Genomic DNA, 22,843 nt, shown 5'->3' with positions numbered 1-22,843 from the left:
CAAAAAGCCAAAATCCATAGCACAAGGCCTAGATTCTGGCTTTTAGAATCCTACAGTTGTTGATACATTTCTAAATATTGTTGACTTGAACCATTCCAGCTGAAGTCACGAGACATTGCTTCAAGCATCAGCTTTTGCCAAGTCTTTGGATGTTCATGGTATAACTCGATTGCTTGCTTCATCGCATTCATTAAATAGAAAGGCTCAAAAATAGTAAAGCCAAAGCCAGTCCCTTCTTCGGTAACAGGGTTATACGGCTGGACCGTATCTCTTAATCCACCGATTTCATGGACGATCGGCAGTGTCCCATAACGCATCGAGATCATTTGTGAAAGCCCGCAAGGTTCAAAAGCTGACGGCATCAAGAACATATCCGAACCTGCATAGACCTTCTGCGCCAAAGTCACATCAAAAGCAATCTGGATACTCGTCTTCTCTGGATATTTGCTGCCAAAGTTACGGAACTGATTTTCAAAATTAGGATCACCAGTACCAACCAAAACGACCTGTACATCAAACTGCATCAAATTGTACATTTCCTGTAACAGCAAATGGAAGCCTTTTTGATACGTCAACCGGCTGACGATCCCAATAATCGGCACTTCTGGTCGAACCGGTAAATCTAACATTTTTTGCAGTTGGACCTTGTTCTCTAATTTTTTAGTCAAATGCTTCGCGTCATAATTTGCCGCAAGAGCTCGATCTGTCGCCGGATCAAACAGGTCATAATCGATTCCATTCAGAATTCCTCTTAATTTACCGCTCTCCATCCGTAAAATGACATCTAGACCAGCACCAAATTCAGGTGTTTTGATTTCTTCAGCATAAGAAGGACTGACGGTCGTAACTCGATCCGCGTAAAGAATCCCCGCCTTCATGAAATTGACACAATCATTATATCTGACTGTTCCGTCATCGTAACGTTCTGTTCCCATACCGAATAGATCGTACAGAATCTCACGGTCATATTGTCCTTGGAACTCAATATTGTGAATCGTTAAAACTGTTCGAATCGCATTGTAGACTTGAATCCAACGATACTTTTCTTTCAGTAAAAATGGGATAAACGACGTATGGTAATCATTTACGTGTAGGATATCTGGAATAAAATTGATTTTTTCCATCAGTTCGATCGCTGCCATTTGGAAAAAGGCAAAACGCTCGCCATCATCATAATAGCCATAAAGTTCTGGGCGGTTAAAGTAGTACAGATTGTCTAAGAAATAATACTCAATGTCATTCAATTTCAGATATTTTACACCGCAATACTGCTTTCGCCAACCAACATAGACATCAAAGGAAAATACATCCTCTAGTTGATCCTGATACTGCTGTGCCATTTTGGTAAAGAATGGTAAGACAACCTTTACTTTGGCGCCTTTTTTTTCTAATGCTTTAGGTAAAGCCCCCGCAACGTCACCTAACCCTCCTGTTTTGAAAAAAGGGGCACACTCAGCCGCGACAAATAATACTTTCATGCTTACTCGCCCCCGTACACATCACTAAAGACATGGGTATTTTTCTTGATAACCACAGGTTTAGCCGCTGAACCAATAATTTTCACGCCGGGTTCCACTACGACATTTTTATCTAAAATAGCATCTCTGATAAAGGCATTTTCTTTGATACAACAGCTGGCCATGATGATGGAATTTTCCACTTCAGCGCCCTTTTCGATTACGACGCTACGAGAGAACAACGAACCATAAGCTTTGCCGTCCACCAAACAGCCAGTTGCAAATTGACTATTTTTCACGTCAGAAGTTGGGGAATAATACGTCGCTACTTCATTTTTTAGTTTCGTATAGATTTTTTGTTTTGAATAAAGCAGTGAAGTGAATTTTTTAGGATCCAACATCGCCATATTCGCATCATAATAAGATTTAATGTCGAAAATATTACTTAAAAAGCCGGTATATTCATAGGCTGAAGTCTTCACACGGCTCATTAACAGCGTTAGGAAATCTAGCAATGCGACTGGTCCGCCTAAATTTTGTCCTTCTTCTAATGCATGGATCAACCAATCCGTCCGGCAAATAAAAATCTTCATACACAGATTCAACAACTCATCATCCGAACGTTCCTCTAGAAAATTGTGATTGCCCTTGATTATTCCGTGTTCATCTACTTCTAAAATTTCATCCTGTCGATAGATTTGCTCTCTCGGCATCTTTTTATAGACAACCGTCATCTCGCTGTCATTTTGTTGATGAATTTTTAATACCGCTTCTAAATCAATATTACACAGCATCCGATTTCCCATAAAAACGGTGTATTCTGATTTTGACTTGTGCAAATAGTCGATCACTGACTCATAATAAGGGCGCCCCTCTGCTTTCTTTTTCAAGAAATCCTGATAGAAATGAATGAAGTAACGACTGTCGACACTGTCCAAGTGCCATTCACGCCCGCCACCGATATGGTCAAAGACTGATTTTGTCGTCCCTTGATTAAATACCATATAGACGGACTTAACGTTGGCATTGATCGCGTTTGACAAATTAAAATCGATTAAACGATATTTACAATCAAAGGGTAAAGTCGCTAATGGACGTTTTTCAGTTAAGGGTAATAATTCTGGACATTCATAGACATTGCCTAAAATGGCACACATTTTATTCGCTCTCACTTGTCAACACTCCAATCACTTCTGAATAACCTACTACGGCGATTTCTTTTGAGCCATCGATTACTGCATCGTCGCCAATAATCGCATGTTCACCGATAATCGCTTTATTGATCTGAACATTTTTACCCACTGTCGCTCCTGGCATAATGACACTGTCAACAATTTTCGCGCCTTCTTTGACTTGGACATCGCTCGATAAAATACTGTGTTCAACGGCCCCTGCTACATAGCAACCGTCCACCACTAGTGAATCTTTCACCTCAGCTGTTTCGGTAAAGAAATGCGGCGGTGAGACCGTATTCTTAGCAGAAATTCGCCAGCTCTTGTCGCGAATATTTAAGTTATGTTTAGGATCAATGAACTCCATGCTTGCTTCCCATAAAGAATCAATCGTTCCAACATCCTTCCAATAGCCATCAAAACGATAAGCAAAAACATTTTCACCGCTTTCTAAATAGGCGGGAATCACATGCTTGCCGAAGTCCAACATTTGATCGTCTTTTTTGTAGCTGTTTAGCAGCATGCCACGTAACCGACTCCAGTTGAAAATGTAGATTCCCATTGAGGCAAGATTAGATTTTGGTTCTTCTGGCTTTTCTTCAAACTCAATAATTCGGTCGTTGTCATCAGTATTCATGATCCCAAAGCGTGAGGCTTCTTCGATTGGAACTTCAATGACTGCTACTGTCAACGAAGCATTATTGGCTTTATGGTCTTCCAACATTGCTTCATAATCCATTTTATAAATATGGTCACCAGACAAGACTAAAACATATTCTGGGTCCATTTGATCGATATAATCCATGTTTTGATAAATCGCGTGGGCTGTTCCTTCGAACCATTTACTGCCGTCGTTACTGGAATAGGGCTGTAAGATTGTCACTCCTGAATTCAAGCCATCAAAGCCCCAGCTAGAGCCGTTTCCGATATGATTGTTCAAGGCTAACGGCTGGTATTGAGTTACTACACCTACATTGTTAATGCCGGAATTAATACAATTACTTAAAGTAAAGTCGATGATTCGGTATCTACCGCCAAAAGGGACGGCTGGTTTGGCAATTTTTTGCGTTAGTTTTCCTAGGCGTGAACCTTTCCCGCCGGCTAAAATCATTGCTAATATCTCTGTTTTCATGTGTTTTGATGAGAGCTATACTCTCATCGACCTCCCCTCTATTTCTTACGTGTGTTGACTGACTCCGGTTTTAAGATAAGGGCTCCTAATGCTGGAACCGTCGTCTTAATGACTTGCTGATACTGTTTGAAATCACTTGGTTCAGTTTGACAATCTTCATTTGATTTCGTCCACGTTCCGCCAAATTCCTGCATCTCAGTGTTCCACACTTCTTTATAGGTTCCTGGATAGGGAACACCAATCTGAAAATCACGTCGTTCAACAGGTGTCATATTTAAAATCACAATCAGAAAATCTTTTTTTCGTCTCCCCTGACGAATAAAAGATAAGATTGACTCAGCTGTATTATCCGCATCAATAATCTCAATCGTGTCATACGATTCTTCCAATTCCCACAAAGCGGGCTGACTTTTATAAAAATCATTCAGTGTCGCGGTAAAATGCTGCATAGATTGATTAAGCGAATCCCCTAAATCGACCCACTCTAATCCTTCGTCAAACTTCCATTCAAGAAATTGTCCCCATTCGCTCCCCATAAAGAGTAATTTCTTTCCTGGATGCGTCATGAAATACGTGTATAAGTTCCGCAGTTGGGCAAATTGTTTGTACCGATCTCCCCACATTTTATGCATCAAGCTCTTTTTGCCGTGGACTACTTCATCATGTGACAGTGGTAAAATAAAGTTCTCCTGCATCATGTACATAAAAGAAAAAGTAATCAAATTGAAATGATCCTTTCGAAAGACTGGATCCATTTCGTAAAAACGCAACACATCATTCATCCAACCCATGTTCCATTTAAAATCAAATCCTAAGGACCCGCTTTCAATCATGCCAGTGATTTGAGTGTCAGAAGAACTTTCTTCTGCGATCATTAAGATATTCGGATGGGCTAATTTAATGACGGCATTCAATTTTTGTAAGAAATAAAATCCTTCATAATTACGGTTGCCACCATCGTGATTTGGGGTCCAAGGACCATCATCATAGTCTCGATAGATCATGCTTGAAACAGCGTCTACTCGGATGCCATCAATGTGGAACATCTCAATCCAAAACATTGCACTAGAAATTAAAAAACTCTGAACTTGTGGCTTACCTAAATCGAAATTGATCGATCCCCAACGATTATTTTTTGCTCGGTCAGGGTCCGTATATTCAAACTGCGGTGTCCCGTCGTAATAGGGCAACGTATCATCATTGATGCAATAATGGCCTGGGACCCAATCGACAAAAACGCCAATATTATTTAAATGACATTCCTCAACAAAGTCTTGAAATTCAGCGGGTGTCCCAAAATATGAGCTCAAAGAAAAATAACCAATCAGCTGATAGCCCCAAGAACGCCCTAGCGGATGTTCCATCAGCGGCATAAATTCAACATGGGTATAATTCATTTCTACTAAGTAAGGAATCAGTTCGGTTTTCAATTCAGCGAAACTATAAGGAGTTCCCTCTTCATGATGCTTCCAAGAACTGGCATGCACCTCATAAATATTCAGCGGTCGCTTAAAGGGATTCGAGCGTTTGCTTCGTCCACGCCACAGTCCGTCTTTCCATTTCTTCTCCGGAAAATTGTACAATTCGGCAGCATCGCCTGGACGCTTTTCAAAGCGAACGGCAAAGGGATCAATTTTTAGAATCTCACGGCCATTGGCTTGTCTGACTTTAAATTTATACAAGTCGCCTTCGTTTGCCTCTTCACAATGGATTTGCCAAATTCCAGTGTCATGGTCTTTTTCCATCGCCCAGTCTTGCCAATCATTAAAATCACCTACTAGAAACACCGCTAATGCGTTGGGAGCCCAAACTCGAAAAATATACCCTTGCTCTTCACGATGCGCGCCTAATAAATGCTGCAGATAAAAATTTTCACCAGTTAAGAAGGTCTTTTTGGCATTATCAATCTGCTGTGTTTCTAATTTTTCAGTATTTTTCATGAGAACCACCTTTTCAGAAAGAACGTAAAAACGTTCTTAAATTACATTTTTATGTGCAAGTTCTAATAATTAAAAAACAGTTTGTTCTATTATAATAACACAAACAGCAATTATACGACGATCAAACCGCTTCATTTCTTCGTTTTGATATTATTAAATATCCCTATATATATTATATTATAATAAGAATTAAAATAGAAGATAAAATCTTTATTTTCTTTAAATATTTTGTGTTATTACAGATAAATAACAAGCTCATCCCAAAATCTAGGTATTTTTAACAAATATTAGAATAATTTCTTTGAAGTCGTTCCCTTCTGTTTGCTTTTTGATAAAATAATCGTTACGCTAAGGATTAATAAACAAATCAAAATGGTATTGGTAAAGTTTTGCGGCACGACTAATAAGCAAAGCTACGATAACAAACGCTTTCATTTTTTTGCTAAAGATTTATTTTTACAGTTAGGAGTTTTTTTATGATTGATTTGAAAATGTTGGCGATGATCTTTTTCATCAACCTCGCCTATGTCACTCTAAACACCCTCCGCTTTATGTTAACTATGAAGGGCTATCGAATCCTGGCTCCAATCATGAGTATGGTAGAGATCACGATTTATATTTTAGGTCTTTCGATGGTGCTGGATCGACTCGATAATCCAATCAATCTGCTTACTTATGCTCTAGGTTATGGCGTCGGAGTTAGTGTTGGAATCAAGATCGAAGATGCACTAGCGCTAGGCTACACCATGGTGACTGCTATCTTGCCAACTAACACTGATCAAGACCGAAGCTTGCCTCGCGTCTTACGAGATCATGGCTATGGTGTCACTCAATCTTATGGCGAAGGTCTTTCAGGTGAACGAGTTGTACTGGAAATCTTGTCACCACGAAAAAATGAACGCGCACTTTATGGGCTGATCAAAGAAGTAGAAGAACGAGCTTTTATCATTTCCTACGAACCAAAATATATATCTGGTGGCTTTTGGACCAAAAAAATCCGTAAACGACAAAAAAACAACTTGAAGTCTTAACTTCAAGTTGTTTTTTTCCATATGAACTGAATGAGTTTTTCTTCTAACTGACTGCTCTTAGTGATCGCCGAGTGACCGCCGCTTTTTCCTTTGACTGTTAATTCTTGATAGCTTTTCGCATGCTTTTGAAACAGCCAACGTAAAGCAAACGCACTGTGAGTAGAGACGGAGCCGTCACTTTCAGTACCATCCTCTAGATCACCGGCCACATCTAATACTCGAATATTAGCAGGCAGCCGATTCATCGAATGATCAAAATACTGATAAATCGGTGTCTCGCCACTCGGACCATCTTCAGTCAATTCATAAGCAAAGACATCTTCAGTATCTTCCGCAATCTCTAAATCATTAAACGGCGCTGCGATTGCCACAAAACGATCGACCACCGGTGTTTTATTCCCGGCATATTCTAACAGGTAGCGTAAAGACGAAACCCCGCCCATAGAATGGCTGACAAGATTCACACGCCTGATCTGATGCTGATAAAGATAGCACATCACTTCATCGATCCATTTACTTTGCGTGATCTCATCCGTCACATCTTTAGCAAACAGTACCATGATCGTTGGATTGTTATTTTGCTCCGACAGCTGTCCTTCAACTGTTAACTTGCCATCCGCTTGAACGACAATAGTCATTTCCCGCTTAGCAATGTTACTTTTTTCTAAACGTCTAAGCATCGGTCCAAGGGAAAAGGAATTCCCTTCATAACCATGAATGAAGACCGTCGGCTCATTTGAATAAGCAATGCCTTTTTGCTTCGTCAACGCCCCGGGACTAAAATAGCGAACCTTGGCGTAAAAAATCCCACCGAATACCAATAAAAAGCTAATGATCAAAATGATCCCTTTGATTATTCTTTGCATCCGCTTATGCCTTCTTTTTCTTGAGATAACTAAAACTTGCTTGCTCGCCTAATGCAATTGACGCCAATTGACGCACTAGAAAAAAGCGGGTTTCCTTTTCTAAAGAGTTCCAGTCTAAACTCAAATCAACCGATAGATTCGGTGAATAGATGGGCAGTTGTAGTTGTCCATTCTCACTAATGACTTGCGTTTGGATCAGACTATCTAAAAAGATCGATGAACGTCTCGGTGTTTTACCAGCTATTACTCGTTCTAAAATAAGCCCAATTTGATCCATGAAAAATTGCGGTTGGACATCGCCTAGTAGAGCGGACAACTTAGGAAATGCCAACGGTCGCTCGCTATTTGTAAAATAATTAGGCAGCGTCTCAGGAAGTGCTTCCCCTTGATTGATCGTCACTAATGAGAACTGATCATTTTCCATTCGATTTAAGGTAGGCAATGAAAAATCTACCGCCACAACTTTTTCAAGTTCATCATGCCAATACTCTTCTGCGATTAACATAAAGACTTGCTCCGGCGAAAGTTCTTGCAACAATCCTTGAGTGATCCTCTCAGCTAAAGCTGTCGTTGGATATTCTGTTAAAATGGGCAGTGCCAACTGATAGCGTCGCTCATTACGAGCAATAATCCCATGCTCAATCAATTGTTCTAAATCCTTATCCAAATGTTTCTGATTTGAAAATTCTTTGCGAAGTTCTCGTAAGATCACTGGCGCTTCCAATGTTTCAAAATAGGCAAGTAGTTGTTGTATTTCCTGCCGTTTCAACAATTGTTGTAGTTTTTGGTCTTTTGTGTAAAGTTTCATGCTATCACCTCTCGCATTATAATCCTATTCAGAAAAATCCACAAAAAAATGGACTCTAGAAAACGAGTCCATTAGAAAAATCGTTACAATTATTTTTCGAAGGCTTCGGTCAATTGTGGAACGACCTGTTTCTTCCGAGATACGACACCCGGTAATGATGCCCGATCATTCTTAAGTTCTACGCCAAAGGCTTCGGTTACTTTTTCACGTGGTTCACCAGCAACTAATAATTCAGAATCAGAGTCTAAAATATTCGTTACTAGTAATAGGAACAAGTCATAACCGTTCTTTGTATTTTCAGTCAACATCGCATCACGTAAGGCATCTTGACGAGCAAAAACCTCTTCGATATCCACTGTATTTACTTGTGCAACACGAACCGTTTTCCCGTTCATTGGGAATGATTTCGCATCGAGATCCAATAACTCAGCTTCTGATTTATCTCCTAGATTGGTTCCAGCTTTCAATAAATCTAGGCCATAGCTATTTAAATCAACCCCAGCGATTTCAGCTAACGCATTGGCAGCATCAACGTCTTCTGGCGTACAGGTAGGTGATTTGAATAATAAAGTATCTGAAACGATAGCAGATAACATCATACCCGCGATTTCTTTAGGAATCGTCACATCGTTTTCTTTATACAGCTTCAAAACGATTGTTGACGTACAGCCAACTGGTTCAGCCCGATAATAAAGCGGATTTACTGTTTGAAAATTAGCGATCCGATGGTGATCAACAACCGCCAAAATATTCAAATCTTCAATATCAGTCGCACTTTGTTGGAATTCATTATGATCGACTAACATGACATCGCTTGTTTCGCCAGCGATTGTTTCTACCACGCGAGGCGCAGATACGCCAAAGTGATCTAAAGCAAATTGGGTTTCTTCATTGGGCGTGCCTAGTGCAACTGCTTCAGCATCGACACCTAATTCTTTTTGTAAATTAGCAAAGGCAATCGCCGCACCAATTGCATCGGTATCAGGATTTTGATGGCCAAAAATTAAAACTTTTGTCATAGTTGATTCGCTCCTTTAAATAAAGTTCTTCTTTATCATATCAAAAAAAAGGAAAAGAGCAACACAATGCCGCTCTTTTCCTTAAGTTTTAGCGTTTTAAATAGCCTTTGTAATCTTCGGTATGCAATAGTTTTTTCGCATTCTCAACGCGATCATCAGTAGGAGGTTCAATTCCTTCCAATGGATAATCAAGATCCATTTCTTCCCACTTGTATTTGCCCATTGTATGATAAGGTAAAATTTCAACTTTATCCACGTTGTTCAAAGATTTGATAAATGTATTTAATCGAATTAAAAATTCGTCATAGTCGCTTCTAAAAGGTACCAACACGTGGCGAATCCAAACGGGTTTATTAATGTCTGATAAGTATTTCGCCATTTCCAAGATATTGCTATTACTTTGTCCAGTCAGTTCTCTGTGTTTTTGGTCATCAATTTGTTTAATGTCAAACAAAATCAAATCAGTATATTTCATTAATTCTTCAAATTTTGAGAAAAACGGTTCTTTGTAAGTAAATGGGTTCCCACAACTATCTAAAGTTGTATTAATCCCCATCGCTTTAGCTTTTTTAAATAGATCGATTAAGAAATCGATTTGTAATAAGGGTTCGCCACCACTAACTGTAAGCCCGCCTTTTTTCCCCCAGTAGCTCTTGTAATTGGTCGCTTCTTGTAAAACGTCATCGGCCGTACGTTTTTTGGCCTTTGGATCATTAATTTTCCAAGTATCAGGATTATGGCAAAATTGACAACGCATCCGACAGCCTTGCATGAAAACGATGAAACGGACGCCTGGACCATCAACAGATCCAAAGCTTTCGATTGAATGGACATTTCCGACAATAGGTTGTTCAGTCACAGTAGACATAAACAGTCCCCCTAGTTCTGTATGTAAATTTTCATGTAGAAATTTTGATAACTTTTACATGAATATAGGTTGTTTTTAATAAAATCATTTTAAAAACTAAGGCGAATAGATCTCCATCCATCCGCCTTAGAAAATTACTATTTGTTTGTTGCTAATAAGCTAGGTCTTAAGCTTTACAAGCACGCTTTTAGTATTACATTTTTGCGTGGAATGTACGGCTGATAACATCTTCTTGTTGTTCACGAGTTAAGTCGATGAATTTAACAGCGTAACCAGAAACTCGAATAGTGAAGTTTGCATATTCTTCTTTTTCTGGATGTTCCATGGCATCAACTAATTTTTCTTTACCGAAGACGTTCACGTTCAAGTGATGAGCTCCTTGGTTGAAGTAGCCATCTAACACGTTCGTTAAGTTTTCGATACGTTCATCTTCATCATGACCTAAAGCATCAGGATTGATACTTTGCGTATTTGAAATACCATCTAACGCGTATTCATAAGGTAATTTAGTCAATGAATTCAATGAAGCCAACAAACCATTTTGTTCAGCACCGTATGATGGGTTCGCGCCTGGTGACAATGGTTCACCTGCTTTACGTCCATCAGGCATCGTTCCAGTTGCTTTACCATATACTACGTTTGAAGTAATGGTCAAGATTGATGTTGTTGGTTCTGAATTACGGTAAGTATGATAATGTTCCAATTTTTCCATGAAGGTCTTCAATAACCATACAGCGATATCATCGGCACGTTCGTCATCGTTACCATATTTAGGGAATTCGCCTTCGATCTTGAAGTCAGTTACGATACCGTCTTCGTCACGAATTGGGAATACTTTTGCATGTTTGATTGCTGATAGTGAATCGACAACGTGAGAGAATCCAGCGATCCCAGTCGCGAATGTCCGTTTCAAATCAGTATCCATCAATGCTAATTCAGCAGCTTCATAGTAATATCTGTCATGCATGTAGTGGATTGCATTCAAGGTATTTACGTACATACCAGCTAACCATTCTAACATGTCATCATATTTAGCCATTACTGCATCGAAGTCTAAAGCATCATCAGAGTCGATTGGACGGAAGTCAGGTCCGACTTGAACTTTAGATTTTTCATCAACCCCACCATTGATCGCGTATAACAAAGCTTTCGCTAAGTTCGCACGAGCGCCGAAGAATTGCATTTCTTTCCCTGTTTGTGTTGCAGATACACAGCAGCAGATCGCATAGTCATCTAACCATACTGGACGCATAACATCGTCATTTTCGTATTGAATTGATGAAGTATCAATTGAGATTTTCGCTGCGTAATCTTTAAATCCTTCTGGTAAACGAGAAGAATATAAAACAGTCAAGTTTGGTTCTGGAGAAGGTCCCATGTTTTCTAATGTGTGTAAGAAACGGAAATCATTCTTAGTAACTAATGTACGTCCGTCCATACCCATACCAGCAATTGAAAGTGTTGCCCAAACTGGGTCGCCTGAGAACAATTCATTGTATGAAGGGATACGAGCAAATTTAACCATCCGTAATTTCATAACTAAATGGTCGATTAATTCTTGTGCTGCTTCTTCAGTCAATGTTCCATTTTGGATATCACGTTGGATATAGATATCTAAGAAAGTAGAAACACGTCCGATTGACATTGCTGCACCATTTTGTTCTTTGATGGCTGCTAAGTAACCGAAGTAAGTCCATTGAACGGCTTCTTTCGCATTTTCAGCAGGGCGAGAGATGTCATAGCCGTAAGCAGCTGCCATTTCTTTGATACGTTTCAATGCTTTGTATTGGTCGCTGATTTCTTCACGTAAACGGATGTCTTCTTCAGTGAATTGACCATGGCCACAGTTTTCGTGATCTTTTAATTTTTGTTCCATTAAGTAGTCGATTCCGTATAATGCTACACGACGGTAGTCACCCACGATCCGTCCACGACCGTAAGTATCAGGAAGACCTGTGATGATCTTGTTACGACGTGCTGCCCGGATTTCTGGTGTATAAACATCAAAGACTGCTTGGTTATGTGTTTTATGATAATCGTTAAAGATTTCAGTGTATTTAGGATTTGGTGTATAGCCATAGCTTTCTAATGATTCTTCAGCCATCCGGATACCACCGTAAGGCATGAATGCACGTTTCAAAGGTTTGTCAGTTTGAATACCCACGATTGCTTCTTTGTCTTTCAAACTTTCGTCGATATAACCGGCACCATATGCATTAGCAGCAGAAACAACGTCTGCTTCCATGTCTAATACGCCACCATTTTCACGTTCTTGTTTTTGTAATTTTTGTAATTTGCCCCAAAGTTCGTTCGTTGCCTCACTTGGATCTGCTAAGAAATCGGCAGCGCCTTCATAAGGTGTGTAGTTTGCTTGGATGAAATCACGAGTATTGATCTCGCTTTTCCATAGATGGCCTTTAAAACCTTCCCAAGCTGGTTTTTCAGTGTTTTTCATCTTTTCTAGTTCATTTGTTGCAGTTCCCATTTAACAAGGACCTCCTTAGAATATAAAACTTAAATACTACAGCTTCACGAACACAGTATAACACATTTATGCTATTATGCAAGCCTTTCCTTGTGAAAGATTACTTTGCGCTTGAAAATTCTTTGATACAGCTTACAACATCTTGATACCAAAGGTTTTTGAGTCTTCATTAAGACTCTTAAGTTTTCTTTGATAAGATATATTTGGTGGATTTTGTGATGTAAAAAACGGCATCTGTATTAATACAGATGCCGTTTTTAGGTTTAATCTTATAACACAGAATTATGATTCTTCAATCAATTCTTGTGGGTTCAGGACCGAAGAAAGCTCGCCTTCTGTTTTCTCATCGATCGCGAAAGTACCGTTAGAAATGCGGTCGCTGATTGCTACCTTAGCGATTTCAATTTCTTTAGTGATCCCTTTTTCCGTCGTCAAAAGAAGTTTTCCTTCTGTCTCAGTCGTCAAGTAAACCAAACGATGTGGATTTTTCTTCAATTCACGGAAGATCATCAAGCCACGTTTTGCCCGACCTAGTTGCGGCAGTTCTTGTGCCAGCATTCGTTTCGCTGCCCCTCGTTGACTTAATAACAGAATCGGTGAATCGCCTTCAGAAGGGACTAACGCACCGGCAACAACAAAATCCCCGTCTTTCAGATTGATTGCTTTGACACCAGCTGCTTTAGCACCAACTACCGGCACTTCTTCTAGAGGATAGCGCAGACCAAAGGCACGATGAGAAGCGATGAAGACATCGACATTCCGTACCTCACTCGTTAAGTAAGCCGAGACGATTTGATCGGTGGCGTTTTTCATCTTCATTGCATTGGTTGGACGACTACGATATGTCCGCCAAGGTGAAAATTCGGTCATCCGCGTTTGTTTGATCATACCTTCTTTACTAATGAAAAGGAAAATTTTATTGGCATCAATCTCTTTGTAGGGAAAGGCCGCAATGATTTCTTCACTCATGGACAGGTTGGTGATTGTTTGAGAAATATGTTCACCGACATCCTTCCATTTCAATTCTGTGATTTCATGAACGGGTCGATAGATCATATTCCCATGATTCGTTAAAATCAATAAATGATCCAGTGTATTCAATTTATCAATGAAAATAATCGAATCGCCGTCTTTCATTCCGTGTTCATCCGGACGTGAAGCATTATACGAACGAACACTGCTGCGTTTCAAGTAACCTTCTTTGGTTAAGGTTACGATCACATCTTCTTGAGCGATTAATACTTCGGTTTCGATCTTGATTTCAGAAATCTCATCTTCAATCTTCGTCATTCGATCATTGCCATAATTTTTCTTGATTTGACGAAGCTCTTGCTTCATGACTTTGTGTAATTCTTTTTCGCTATCTAGAATCAAATGCAATTCCTTGATCTCAGCCGCCAGTTCAGCGGCTTCCTTTTCAAGCTGCGTAATATCTGTATTCGTCAAGCGGTACAACTGCAAAGTAACGATGGCTTCAGCTTGCTCTTCAGAAAAATCATAACGCGCTACCAAATTCGCTTTAGCATCTTTTTTATCTTTACTTCCGCGAATCGTGGCAATCACTTCGTCTAGGATCGACAAAGCCTTCTTCAAGCCTTCGACGATGTGCTGACGTTTTTGTGCTTTTGCTAATTCATATTGACTCCGTTTAGTAATGACTACTTTGCGGTGAGCGACATAGCTTTCTAAAATATGCTTCAAACCGACTTGTTGAGGCGTCATATTATCTATGGCGACCATATTGAAGTTGTAGTTGATCTGCAAATCGGTGTTCTTGAATAAATAATTCAAGATTCCTTCTGCATTGGCGTCCTTTTTCAATTCCACCACGACCTGCAACCCCGTCCGGTCAGACTCATCACGAACTTCGGCGATACCGTCGATCTTTTTGTTTAGGCGGATCTCATCCATTTTTTTCACTAAGACTGCTTTATTGACTTCGTAAGGAATCTCGTGAATCACGATCTGCTGTTTGCCACCTTTTAAAGGCTCAATCGAGGTCTTCGAGCGCAAGATTACTTTTCCCTTACCGGTTTCGTAAGCTTTTTTGATCTCAGCCTTTCCTTGTAGGATACCACCGGTTGGAAAATCGGGGCCTGGGATATACTCCATGATTTTCTCTAAAGAAGCCGTTGGATGATCGATTAAGTAAATCGCGCCATCGATCACCTCGGATAAATTATGCGTCGGAATCTCCGTTGCATACCCAGCCGAGATCCCAGTTGAACCGTTGACTAAAAGGTTCGGATAAGCCGCAGGTAAAACAGTTGGTTCTTTTTCGGTATCGTCAAAGTTCCAGACAAGATCAACCGTATCTTTTTCGATATCTTTCAGCATCTCGCCGCTTAATTGTGATAAGCGAGCTTCCGTATAACGCATCGCTGCTGGCGGATCACCATCCATCGAACCATTATTTCCGTGCATTTCGATCAAGACTTGACGCAACTTCCAGTCTTGACTCATCCGCACCATTGCTTCATAGATTGAACTGTCACCGTGAGGATGGTAATTCCCCATGATGTTTCCGACTGATTTTGCAGATTTACGGAAGCCTTTGTCATAGGTATTGCCATCTTTGTTCATGGCGTACAAAATCCGCCGCTGAACAGGCTTCAAACCGTCACGAATATCTGGCAAAGCTCGTTCTTGAATAATATATTTTGAATAGCGGCCAAAGCGGTCACCCATTACTTCTTCTAGCGTTAACTCTTGGATTGAATGTTTTGCATCCATTGTGTGACCACCTCCTACTCATCAAACAAACTGATAACACGTAGACCATCAGCTGTTTCTTCTGTTTCTGATTGTTCCGCCACTGGAACAGCTGGAACTTCTTCTTTATTGTCCAATAGACTGCCGTCTTCTTCTAAAGTGAACTGAACATGGCTTTCGATCCATTTACGTCTTGGTTCAACTTTATCACCCATTAAGGTCGTAACCCGACGTTCCGCCTTAGCAGCATCATCAATCCGGACGCGAACCAAAGTACGATATTCTGGGTCCATTGTGGTTTCCCACAGTTGTTCCGCGTTCATTTCCCCTAGACCTTTGTAACGTTGCAGCATATAACCTTTACCGACTTGCTTTGTTACATCTTCTAATTCTTCATCTGTCCAGGCATATTCCACCACTTGTTTTTTGCCAGCGCCCTTTGAAACTTTGTATAAAGGCGGCAACGCGATGTAGACTTTCCCCGCTTCAATCAATGGTTTCATGTAACGATAGAAGAAAGTCAATAACAACACCTGAATATGGGCCCCGTCGGTATCCGCATCGGTCATAATAATAACTTTATCGTAATTACAATCCTCAATAGAAAACTCCGGACCAACGCCTGAGCCAATCGTATAGATCATCGTGTTGATTTCTTCATTTTTCAAGATATCTTGCATCTTCGCTTTTTCGGTATTGATAACTTTCCCACGTAATGGCAAGATCGCTTGGAACTTCCGATCACGGCCTTGTTTGGCCGAACCGCCGGCCGAATCTCCTTCGACTAGGAAGAGTTCGTTGCGCGCGGCGTTACGAGATTGAGCCGGGGTTAATTTACCAGAAAGCAACGATTCGCCTTTTTTACGTTTCTTCCCATTACGACTTTCTTCACGGGCTTTGCGGGCAGCTTCACGAGCTTCACGAGCTTTGATTGCCTTACGAACTAACATTTGGCTGTTTTCACTATTTTCTTGTAAATAAAAACCCATTTGCTCGCCAATCACATTATCAACTGCACCTCGAGCGGCTGGTGTTCCTAATTTTTCTTTTGTTTGACCCTCAAACTGCAAAAGATTTTCTGGGATACGAACAGACAGTACCGCAGATAAGCCTTCGCGGAAATCTGAGCCTTCTAAATTTTTATCTTTCTCCTTCAATAAGCCCGATTTACGAGCATATTCATTGAAGGCTTTAGTCATTGACGTTTTCATCCCTGACTCATGAGTACCGCCATCTTTTGTTCGAACATTATTAACGAAGGAAAGAACATTTTCAGAGTAACCATCATTGTATTGATAAGAAAACTCAACTTCGATCCCTTCTCGTTCACCGGAAAAATAAACCACCGGTGTCAGTGTATCTTTGTCTTCGTTCAAATATTCAACGAATTCTTTGATCCCTTCTTCAAAATGGAAGACTTCTTCCACTTTTTCTTCTCCTCGTAAATCAGTTAAGGTAATCTTTACTCCGCGTAATAAGAAGGCGGATTCCCGTAACCGTTCGGAAAGCGTTTCGTAGGAGAAGTGCATCGTCGTAAAAATTTGATCATCTGGTAAAAAATGGACGGTTGTTCCATTGGGTTTACGAGTTTTACCAATCTTTTTCAATGTTCCTTGCGGTTTGCCACCGTTTTTAAATTCCTCGCGATATTCCATGCCATCGCGCACAATCGTAACTGTTAGCCACTCGGATAGTGCGTTTACCACACTGGCACCTACACCATGCAACCCGCCAGAAGTTTTATAACCGCCTTCTTGCCCAAATTTTCCTCCCGCATGAAGGATGGTAAAGATGACTTCTACGGTAGGAATTCCTGAGGCATGCATCCCAACCGGCATTCCCCGACCTTTGTCACTAACTTCTACGCTGTTATCAGCATGTAGCGTCACAGCAATGTCACTACCGTAGCCGGATAATGCTTCATCCACCGCATTATCGACAATTTCATATACTAGATGATGCAAGCCACGACTATCGGTCGAGCCAATATACATCCCTGGTCTTTTTCTAACTGCTTCTAATCCTTCGAGAACCTGGATCGAAGCGTCATTGTATTCGTTGTTCATCTTAGCCAAGCTTACAACTCCTTATCTAAAGTACATCATTTGTATGATACGCTAAAAGCCGATAAAAAAAAAGCCTCTCCTAAAAATGAAAAGGCGTTTTTCTATCTTTTTTAACAAATTAGACACGCTTTTTACGCGCGTTTATTTAATTCGATCTTGATGCAACGATCCATCACGATATCGCTGCGACCCTTTGAACGTAAGACTTCTGCGGCTTCAGCACTGTATAAGCCAAGCTGTGCCCAAAAAACTTTGGCATTTGTTTGTAAAAATTCTTCTGCCACCGCTGGTAAAAATTCGCTACGACGGAAAATGTCGACAATATCAATTGTTTCTGGTACGTCTGTCAACCGAGCCACTACTGGAATGTCATTGACTGTTTCACCGGCTAGTTTTGGGTTAACGCCGTACAATTTATAGCCATGGCTTTTTAACACGTCGGCAATTTGATAACTCGTCTTTTCTGGCTTGTCACTTAAGCCTACGACTGCGATAACTTTGGCATCGTCTAAGTATTGAAAAATTTTATTTTGTTTCGGATTTTGAAAACTCATCTGCTTTCCCTCACTCGATCGTCATTTTAATTTACTCAATGTAGTATAGCACGTGATTTGAATTTGTTCACTGATTTGAAATCTGCTAAAATAGCCTTACTAACAGAGAAATGAGGATTTATATGAAAATCGCTATACTGATCGTGTTAGCTTATCTTTTAGGCTCCATTCCATCTGGAATTTGGATCGGAAAAATCTTTTTCAAAAAAGATATTCGAAATTTTGGCAGTGGCAATTCAGGAACCACGAATACCTTTCGAGTTTTAGGTAAGACGGCCGGCCTTATTGTTTTTGCAATGGATTTATTGAAAGGAACTTTGGCTACTTGTCTGCCAATAATTTTTCATTTAGATGTCAACCCTTTATGGTTTGGTTTGATTGCAGTCATCGGCCATACTTTGCCGATCTTTGCCGGCTTTAAAGGTGGTAAAGCCGTCGCCACTAGTGCCGGGATGCTTTTAGGCTATTCGCCGCTGTTCTTTTTTTACTCACTAGTCTTTTTCTTGATCGTTCTGTATCTATCCAGCATGGTGAGTGTAGCGAGTATTTTTTCCGCTATTTTCGTTACTCTTTCATCCATTGTTTTACCGTATCTTTGGCCCACTATTTTACCGACACATAATTGGCTGCTGACCTTGATTTGTTTTCTCCTGACTTGTTACATTATTTATCGTCACAAAGAAAATATCCAGCGCATCAAAGCTGGCACAGAAAATCGAGTGTCCTTCGGCTTAAATAAGAAGGAGAAATAAATGGAGGAACAATTTTTAGATTGGGCGATTGAATTACAGGCTTTAGCCCAAGCAGGATTGACCTATACAAAAGATATTTTTGACCAAGAACGTTTTGAGCGCATTCGGACGATTGCCACTGAAATGCTAGCCAGCCAATCACCGCTGCCTACAGCAAAAGTCCGGGAATTATTTGCTACCGAGACTGGTTATCCAACACCGAAACTCGATACTCGGGCAGCTGTCTTCAAAGACAATCGGATTTTACTGGTGCAGGAGAATAACGGCTTATGGTCATTGCCTGGCGGCTGGGTCGATTTTGATCAATCCATCAAAGAAAATACTATTAAAGAAACGCTAGAAGAAACAGGCTTATCGGTCGAACCGCTAAAAATCATCGCGCTCCAAGACCGCAATAGGCACAATCCGCCTCGCTATGCGTACAGTGTCTGTAAAGTTTTTGTTGAATGTCTCCCATTAGGCGGCAGCTTCCAGAAAAATATCGAAACCTTGCAAATCGATTGGTTCGATTTAGCTGAATTGCCTCCTCTTGCTGTGGAGAAAACAACAGCTCAGCAAATCGGCTTATGCTTCGACGCTCATCATAGTGATGATTGGTGCGTTCCCTTTGATTAGAAGATAGAAACTAACTTCTAAATCCCTGTTTATACGCGAAAAGGAGCTGAGACAAATTAATGTCTCAGCTCCTTTTCGCGTATAAACGGTATGTCCGAAGTAGCTTCTTTAGAAATAATCCGAAATTTCTTGAAGTTGAACACTTCTGTCTCAACCTCTTATTTTAGCTTACGGTAATCGAAAATTCTGTTTTAAAATGCTCATTTCCAGCTAAACGATTCATGCCTTCTTTATCTTCTAAACGACCGTTGCTGTCGACTGTATCCGCAAAGCCCCACCAAGGTTCAATGCAGACAAAAGGTGCTTCTGCCGGATAAGGCGACCACAAGCCTACATAAGGAATATTGTTATAGGCCAACGTAACGCTGTGAGAGGATTCTTCACTCCCTAAAGTATAAGCATTCAATCCTCTTGTTTCATAGATCAGTGCATCCTCTTTAAACAGCCCACGACTCAATTGGATATTCGTATTGGTCTGTCCGATGGTCTTTTGATCTAAGTTTGTAAACGGCCCGTCCAAGGGAATCTTCACCCGTGATTTTTGTGGTGAGAAGGCGATAAAATAATCATCGAACTGCAGCTCGTCAGTCAGCGGAATATTAAACGCCGGATGCCCGCCCAATGCGAAAATCATTTCCTCTTCACCAGTATTTTCAACATCAAAGCGAATCCGAACACCTTCGCCCCAAATCTCATAACTGACCGTCAAAGAGAACTCAAAAGGATAGACCTTTTTCGTCTCCTCATCACTGGTTAAAACCAGCGTGACTTTTTCCTTCGTCTGTTCTAGCACCTTAAACTCTTTATCACGAGCAAACCCGTGCTGTCCCATAGGATAAGTCTTACCTTGATATGAATATTGATTGTCTTTCAGGCGTCCGACAAACGGAAATAAGATTGGCGCATGACGACCCCAATATTGGGGATCTGCCTGCCAGATATACTCAATCTCATTAGCACGTAAGCTAACCAATTCAGCGCCTTTTTCATTGATCGTTGCTTCCAAAAAATCATTTGTAATTGTTACTGACATAAACATCCCACTTTCTATTTATGGCGTACCAGCTCTTCTTTAAACAATGGATTTAAGACTTTCAAATAGGTTCCCTTCATTCCAAGTGAACGTGATTCAATGATACCCGCAGATTCCAATTTACGCAACGCATTAACGATCACGGAACGAGTAATGCCAATTTTGTCTGCGATATTCGAAGCAGTCAAACGACCTTCGTCTCCTTCTAACGCGTCGAAAATTGCTTTGACCGCTTTTAGCTCACTATAAGAAAGTGTACTAATCGCCATTTGAACCGCCGTTTGACTGCGGATTTTCGCTTCAACATTCAGAAACTGCTGATACAAAATTTCCATCCCAATAACTGTCGCCCCATACTCTGCTAAAACAAGATCATCATCGTCAAAAGCGCCTTCTGTCCGAGCCAAGATAATCGTTCCTAAGCGTTCCCCTGAACCAAAAACAGGAACAACCGTGGTTAATCCGCTGGGATATAATTCAGCCCGTTCGGTTGGAAAAGCAGTCAATTCATTAGCGATTGGAATATTCGCCTCGGTCTTAAAGACTTCTTTCATTTCAGAGACATAACGATCCGGAAATTGGCGATCCACTAAAAACGAGCGGACGCGATCCGTATTAATATCAATTTTTTCATTTAAACCCAACAATTTTCCTTCGGCACCGATGATATAGGTCAGTGACCCAAGGACATCCCCCAAGATACGCGCCATATTATTGTAAGGTAATTCGGCAGTTGGTTCGAAAGCATTTTTTTGCTGCATTAACTTATTGATCTGGCGTGTTTTTTCTAATAATGTTTCCACTTTTTCCCCTCCATTTTTAAAGAATATAACGACTTAAATCTTTATTTTGCGCAATTGATACGAGTTTTTCGTCAACATAAGCTTCCGTAATCGTGATCTCGCCCATTTGCATGTCTGGTGCTTCAAATAATAGATCTTCTAGTAATTTTTCTAAAATCGTGTGAAGGCGTCGTGCTCCGATATTATCCGTTTCCCGATTCACATCAAAAGCAATCTGAGCAATCCGGTCAATCGCTTCCTTGGTGAAAACAATATCAACGTTTTCGGTTCCAACTAATGCGATGTATTGTTTGATTAAAGCGTTATTCGGTTCCGTTAAGATCCGAACGAAATCCTCCGCTGTCAAATCGCTTAATTCAACCCGAATTGGGAAGCGTCCTTGCAATTCAGGAATCAAATCACTAGGTTTTGATAGACTGAAAGCACCACTCGCAATAAACAAAATGTGATCGGTTTGGATCGCACCATATTTCGTATTGACTTGAGACCCTTCTACGATCGGCAAGATATCCCGCTGAACTCCTTCACGAGAAACTTCACCAGAGTTTTGCTGCGACTTCGAAGTAATCTTATCAATTTCATCAATGAAGATAATCCCAGAGCTCTCAGCTAATTTAATTGCTGCCGTTGAGATATCGCCTTCATTCACTAATTTCGCTTGTTCCTCTTTTACTAAAATTTCTTGGGCGTCTTTGACTGTAACCGTCCGTTGGATCTTTTTATCTGGTGTCAAAGCTCCTAGCGTATCAGACAAATCAATCCCCATTTGTTCCAAACCATTGTTCATCGGCATTGCTTTTTTAGGTTCGCTAACCTCGATCGTAACCTCACGCTGATCCAATAAGCCTTTTTCTAATTGCTCAAGAACTGTTTGGCGATTCACTTTGATGTCTTCGGTCACTTCTTCTTTTGGTTCGTTTTGTGTTTGATTGAAGATATTCATCATTTGTTCGTAAGGATTATTGCTTTGTTTTTGTTCCTTTTTAATGCCCGGAACTAACAGCTTCACTAAACGCTTATTCGCTCGTTTTAATGCTTGAGTGTAAACCTTTGAATATTGTTCCTTTTCAACGATCGTGATCGCGTTCTCAACTAAGTCCCGTACCATTGATTCCACATCACGACCAACATAGCCGACTTCCGTGAATTTGGTCGCTTCTACTTTGACGAAAGGTGCCTTGACAATTCGTGCCAAACGACGAGCGATCTCAGTTTTGCCGACACCAGTTGGTCCAATCATTAAAATATTTTTAGGCGTTACTTCTTGCTGCATCGATTCTTCTAGCTGCATCCGGCGGTAACGATTCCGTAAAGCAATCGCCACAGAACGTTTCGCATCATTTTGACCAATGATGTATTGATCCAGTTCACTTACAATTTCCTTAGGCGTTTTATTAACTTCAGTCATGTTGATTCTCCTTACTCATTGGTAGTGTAATTATTTTTCCTACAGAAAAATAAATTCGATTTTCAGCTGACATATCATTCCACTAAACTTTCTTAGCGTTTGTTTCAGTTTTTTTGTTTCGT

Annotated in this window: 18 protein-coding genes; 3 read left to right on the top strand and 15 right to left on the bottom strand. The window is 40.5% G+C overall.

Going from position 1 to position 22,843, the window contains the following annotated elements:
* Positions 1–50: 50 nt before the first annotated feature.
* Genes glgA through glgB form a run of 4 tightly spaced genes read right to left on the bottom strand, consistent with a single transcriptional unit; the run spans position 51 to position 5,701 of the window.
* A complete protein-coding gene (glgA, locus tag IGI54_RS05025; protein ID WP_430621328.1) occupies positions 51–1,478 on the bottom strand; it encodes a glycogen synthase GlgA in 1,428 nt (475 codons plus the stop codon).
* A 2-nt stretch (positions 1,479–1,480) separates the two neighbouring features.
* Positions 1,481–2,629, bottom strand: coding sequence for a glucose-1-phosphate adenylyltransferase subunit GlgD (gene glgD / locus IGI54_RS05020; protein WP_311899393.1), 1,149 nt, complete (start codon positions 2,627–2,629; stop codon positions 1,481–1,483).
* Entirely contained in the window at positions 2,616–3,761 is a 1,146-nt protein-coding gene (locus IGI54_RS05015; RefSeq protein ID WP_430621327.1) for a glucose-1-phosphate adenylyltransferase, read from the bottom strand. The genes glgD and IGI54_RS05015 overlap by 14 nt, the downstream gene beginning before the upstream one ends.
* Before the next feature lie 38 nt (positions 3,762–3,799).
* Positions 3,800–5,701 (bottom strand): 1,4-alpha-glucan branching protein GlgB, encoded by a 1,902-nt coding sequence (glgB, locus tag IGI54_RS05010; protein WP_430621326.1) that lies wholly within the window; start codon positions 5,699–5,701, stop codon positions 3,800–3,802.
* A 476-nt stretch (positions 5,702–6,177) separates the two neighbouring features.
* Between glgB and IGI54_RS05005 the strand changes: the two genes are divergently transcribed.
* Positions 6,178–6,732 (top strand): DUF2179 domain-containing protein, encoded by a 555-nt coding sequence (locus IGI54_RS05005; protein ID WP_071861219.1) that lies wholly within the window; start codon positions 6,178–6,180, stop codon positions 6,730–6,732.
* Between the two features lie 2 nt (positions 6,733–6,734).
* On the opposite strand, the gene IGI54_RS05000 is transcribed toward IGI54_RS05005, so the two are convergent.
* The 8 genes from IGI54_RS05000 to IGI54_RS04965 form a co-directional block, all read right to left on the bottom strand.
* Positions 6,735–7,598: an alpha/beta hydrolase gene (locus IGI54_RS05000; RefSeq protein ID WP_430621325.1), complete on the bottom strand. Its 864-nt coding sequence runs from the start codon at positions 7,596–7,598 to the stop codon at positions 6,735–6,737.
* A 4-nt stretch (positions 7,599–7,602) separates the two neighbouring features.
* Complete coding sequence (locus IGI54_RS04995) at positions 7,603–8,406, bottom strand: DUF1803 domain-containing protein (protein WP_430621324.1); 804 nt, start codon at positions 8,404–8,406, stop codon at positions 7,603–7,605.
* Between the two features lie 89 nt (positions 8,407–8,495).
* Positions 8,496–9,425, bottom strand: coding sequence for a manganese-dependent inorganic pyrophosphatase (locus IGI54_RS04990; protein WP_430621323.1), 930 nt, complete (start codon positions 9,423–9,425; stop codon positions 8,496–8,498).
* Positions 9,426–9,513: 88 nt separating this feature from the next.
* Positions 9,514–10,293 (bottom strand): pyruvate formate-lyase-activating protein, encoded by a 780-nt coding sequence (pflA, locus tag IGI54_RS04985; RefSeq protein ID WP_313630159.1) that lies wholly within the window; start codon positions 10,291–10,293, stop codon positions 9,514–9,516.
* Positions 10,294–10,486: 193 nt separating this feature from the next.
* On the bottom strand, positions 10,487–12,778 hold the full coding sequence (gene pflB / locus IGI54_RS04980; RefSeq protein ID WP_071861214.1) for a formate C-acetyltransferase: 2,292 nt from the start codon (positions 12,776–12,778) through the stop codon (positions 10,487–10,489).
* A 282-nt stretch (positions 12,779–13,060) separates the two neighbouring features.
* Positions 13,061–15,511 carry a DNA topoisomerase IV subunit A gene (gene parC / locus IGI54_RS04975; RefSeq protein WP_430621322.1) on the bottom strand — a complete coding sequence of 817 codons (2,451 nt, stop codon included), beginning with the start codon at positions 15,509–15,511 and terminating at the stop codon, positions 13,061–13,063.
* Between the two features lie 14 nt (positions 15,512–15,525).
* A complete protein-coding gene (gene parE / locus IGI54_RS04970; protein WP_216428942.1) occupies positions 15,526–17,556 on the bottom strand; it encodes a DNA topoisomerase IV subunit B in 2,031 nt (676 codons plus the stop codon).
* Between the two features lie 131 nt (positions 17,557–17,687).
* Entirely contained in the window at positions 17,688–18,110 is a 423-nt protein-coding gene (locus IGI54_RS04965) for a CoA-binding protein (protein ID WP_379946762.1), read from the bottom strand.
* Between the two features lie 122 nt (positions 18,111–18,232).
* Here IGI54_RS04965 and plsY point away from each other — a divergent pair, with 122 nt between their 5' ends.
* The gene (plsY, locus tag IGI54_RS04960; protein WP_216428859.1) at positions 18,233–18,862 is read left to right on the top strand and encodes a glycerol-3-phosphate 1-O-acyltransferase PlsY; all 630 of its coding nucleotides are present in this window, start codon (positions 18,233–18,235) and stop codon (positions 18,860–18,862) included.
* Entirely contained in the window at positions 18,863–19,477 is a 615-nt protein-coding gene (locus IGI54_RS04955; protein ID WP_430621321.1) for an NUDIX hydrolase N-terminal domain-containing protein, read from the top strand.
* A gap of 163 nt (positions 19,478–19,640) precedes the next feature.
* Here the strand turns inward: IGI54_RS04955 and IGI54_RS04950 are convergent, their stop codons facing one another.
* From IGI54_RS04950 to hslU, 3 genes are read right to left on the bottom strand one after another with little or no spacing between them, the layout of a single operon-like run.
* Positions 19,641–20,510 (bottom strand): aldose 1-epimerase family protein, encoded by an 870-nt coding sequence (locus IGI54_RS04950; RefSeq protein WP_430621320.1) that lies wholly within the window; start codon positions 20,508–20,510, stop codon positions 19,641–19,643.
* Between the two features lie 14 nt (positions 20,511–20,524).
* Positions 20,525–21,313, bottom strand: coding sequence for a GTP-sensing pleiotropic transcriptional regulator CodY (codY, locus tag IGI54_RS04945; RefSeq protein WP_071861208.1), 789 nt, complete (start codon positions 21,311–21,313; stop codon positions 20,525–20,527).
* A 16-nt stretch (positions 21,314–21,329) separates the two neighbouring features.
* Positions 21,330–22,721, bottom strand: coding sequence for an ATP-dependent protease ATPase subunit HslU (gene hslU, locus IGI54_RS04940; protein ID WP_311899384.1), 1,392 nt, complete (start codon positions 22,719–22,721; stop codon positions 21,330–21,332).
* Positions 22,722–22,843 lie beyond the last annotated feature (122 nt).

It is taken from the genome of Enterococcus sp. DIV0800, assembly GCF_050559735.1.
GTDB lineage: Bacteria > Bacillota > Bacilli > Lactobacillales > Enterococcaceae > Enterococcus_A > Enterococcus_A devriesei.
Note: the sequence above shows the minus strand (reverse complement) of the source record. Positions and strands in the feature narration are given on the sequence as shown.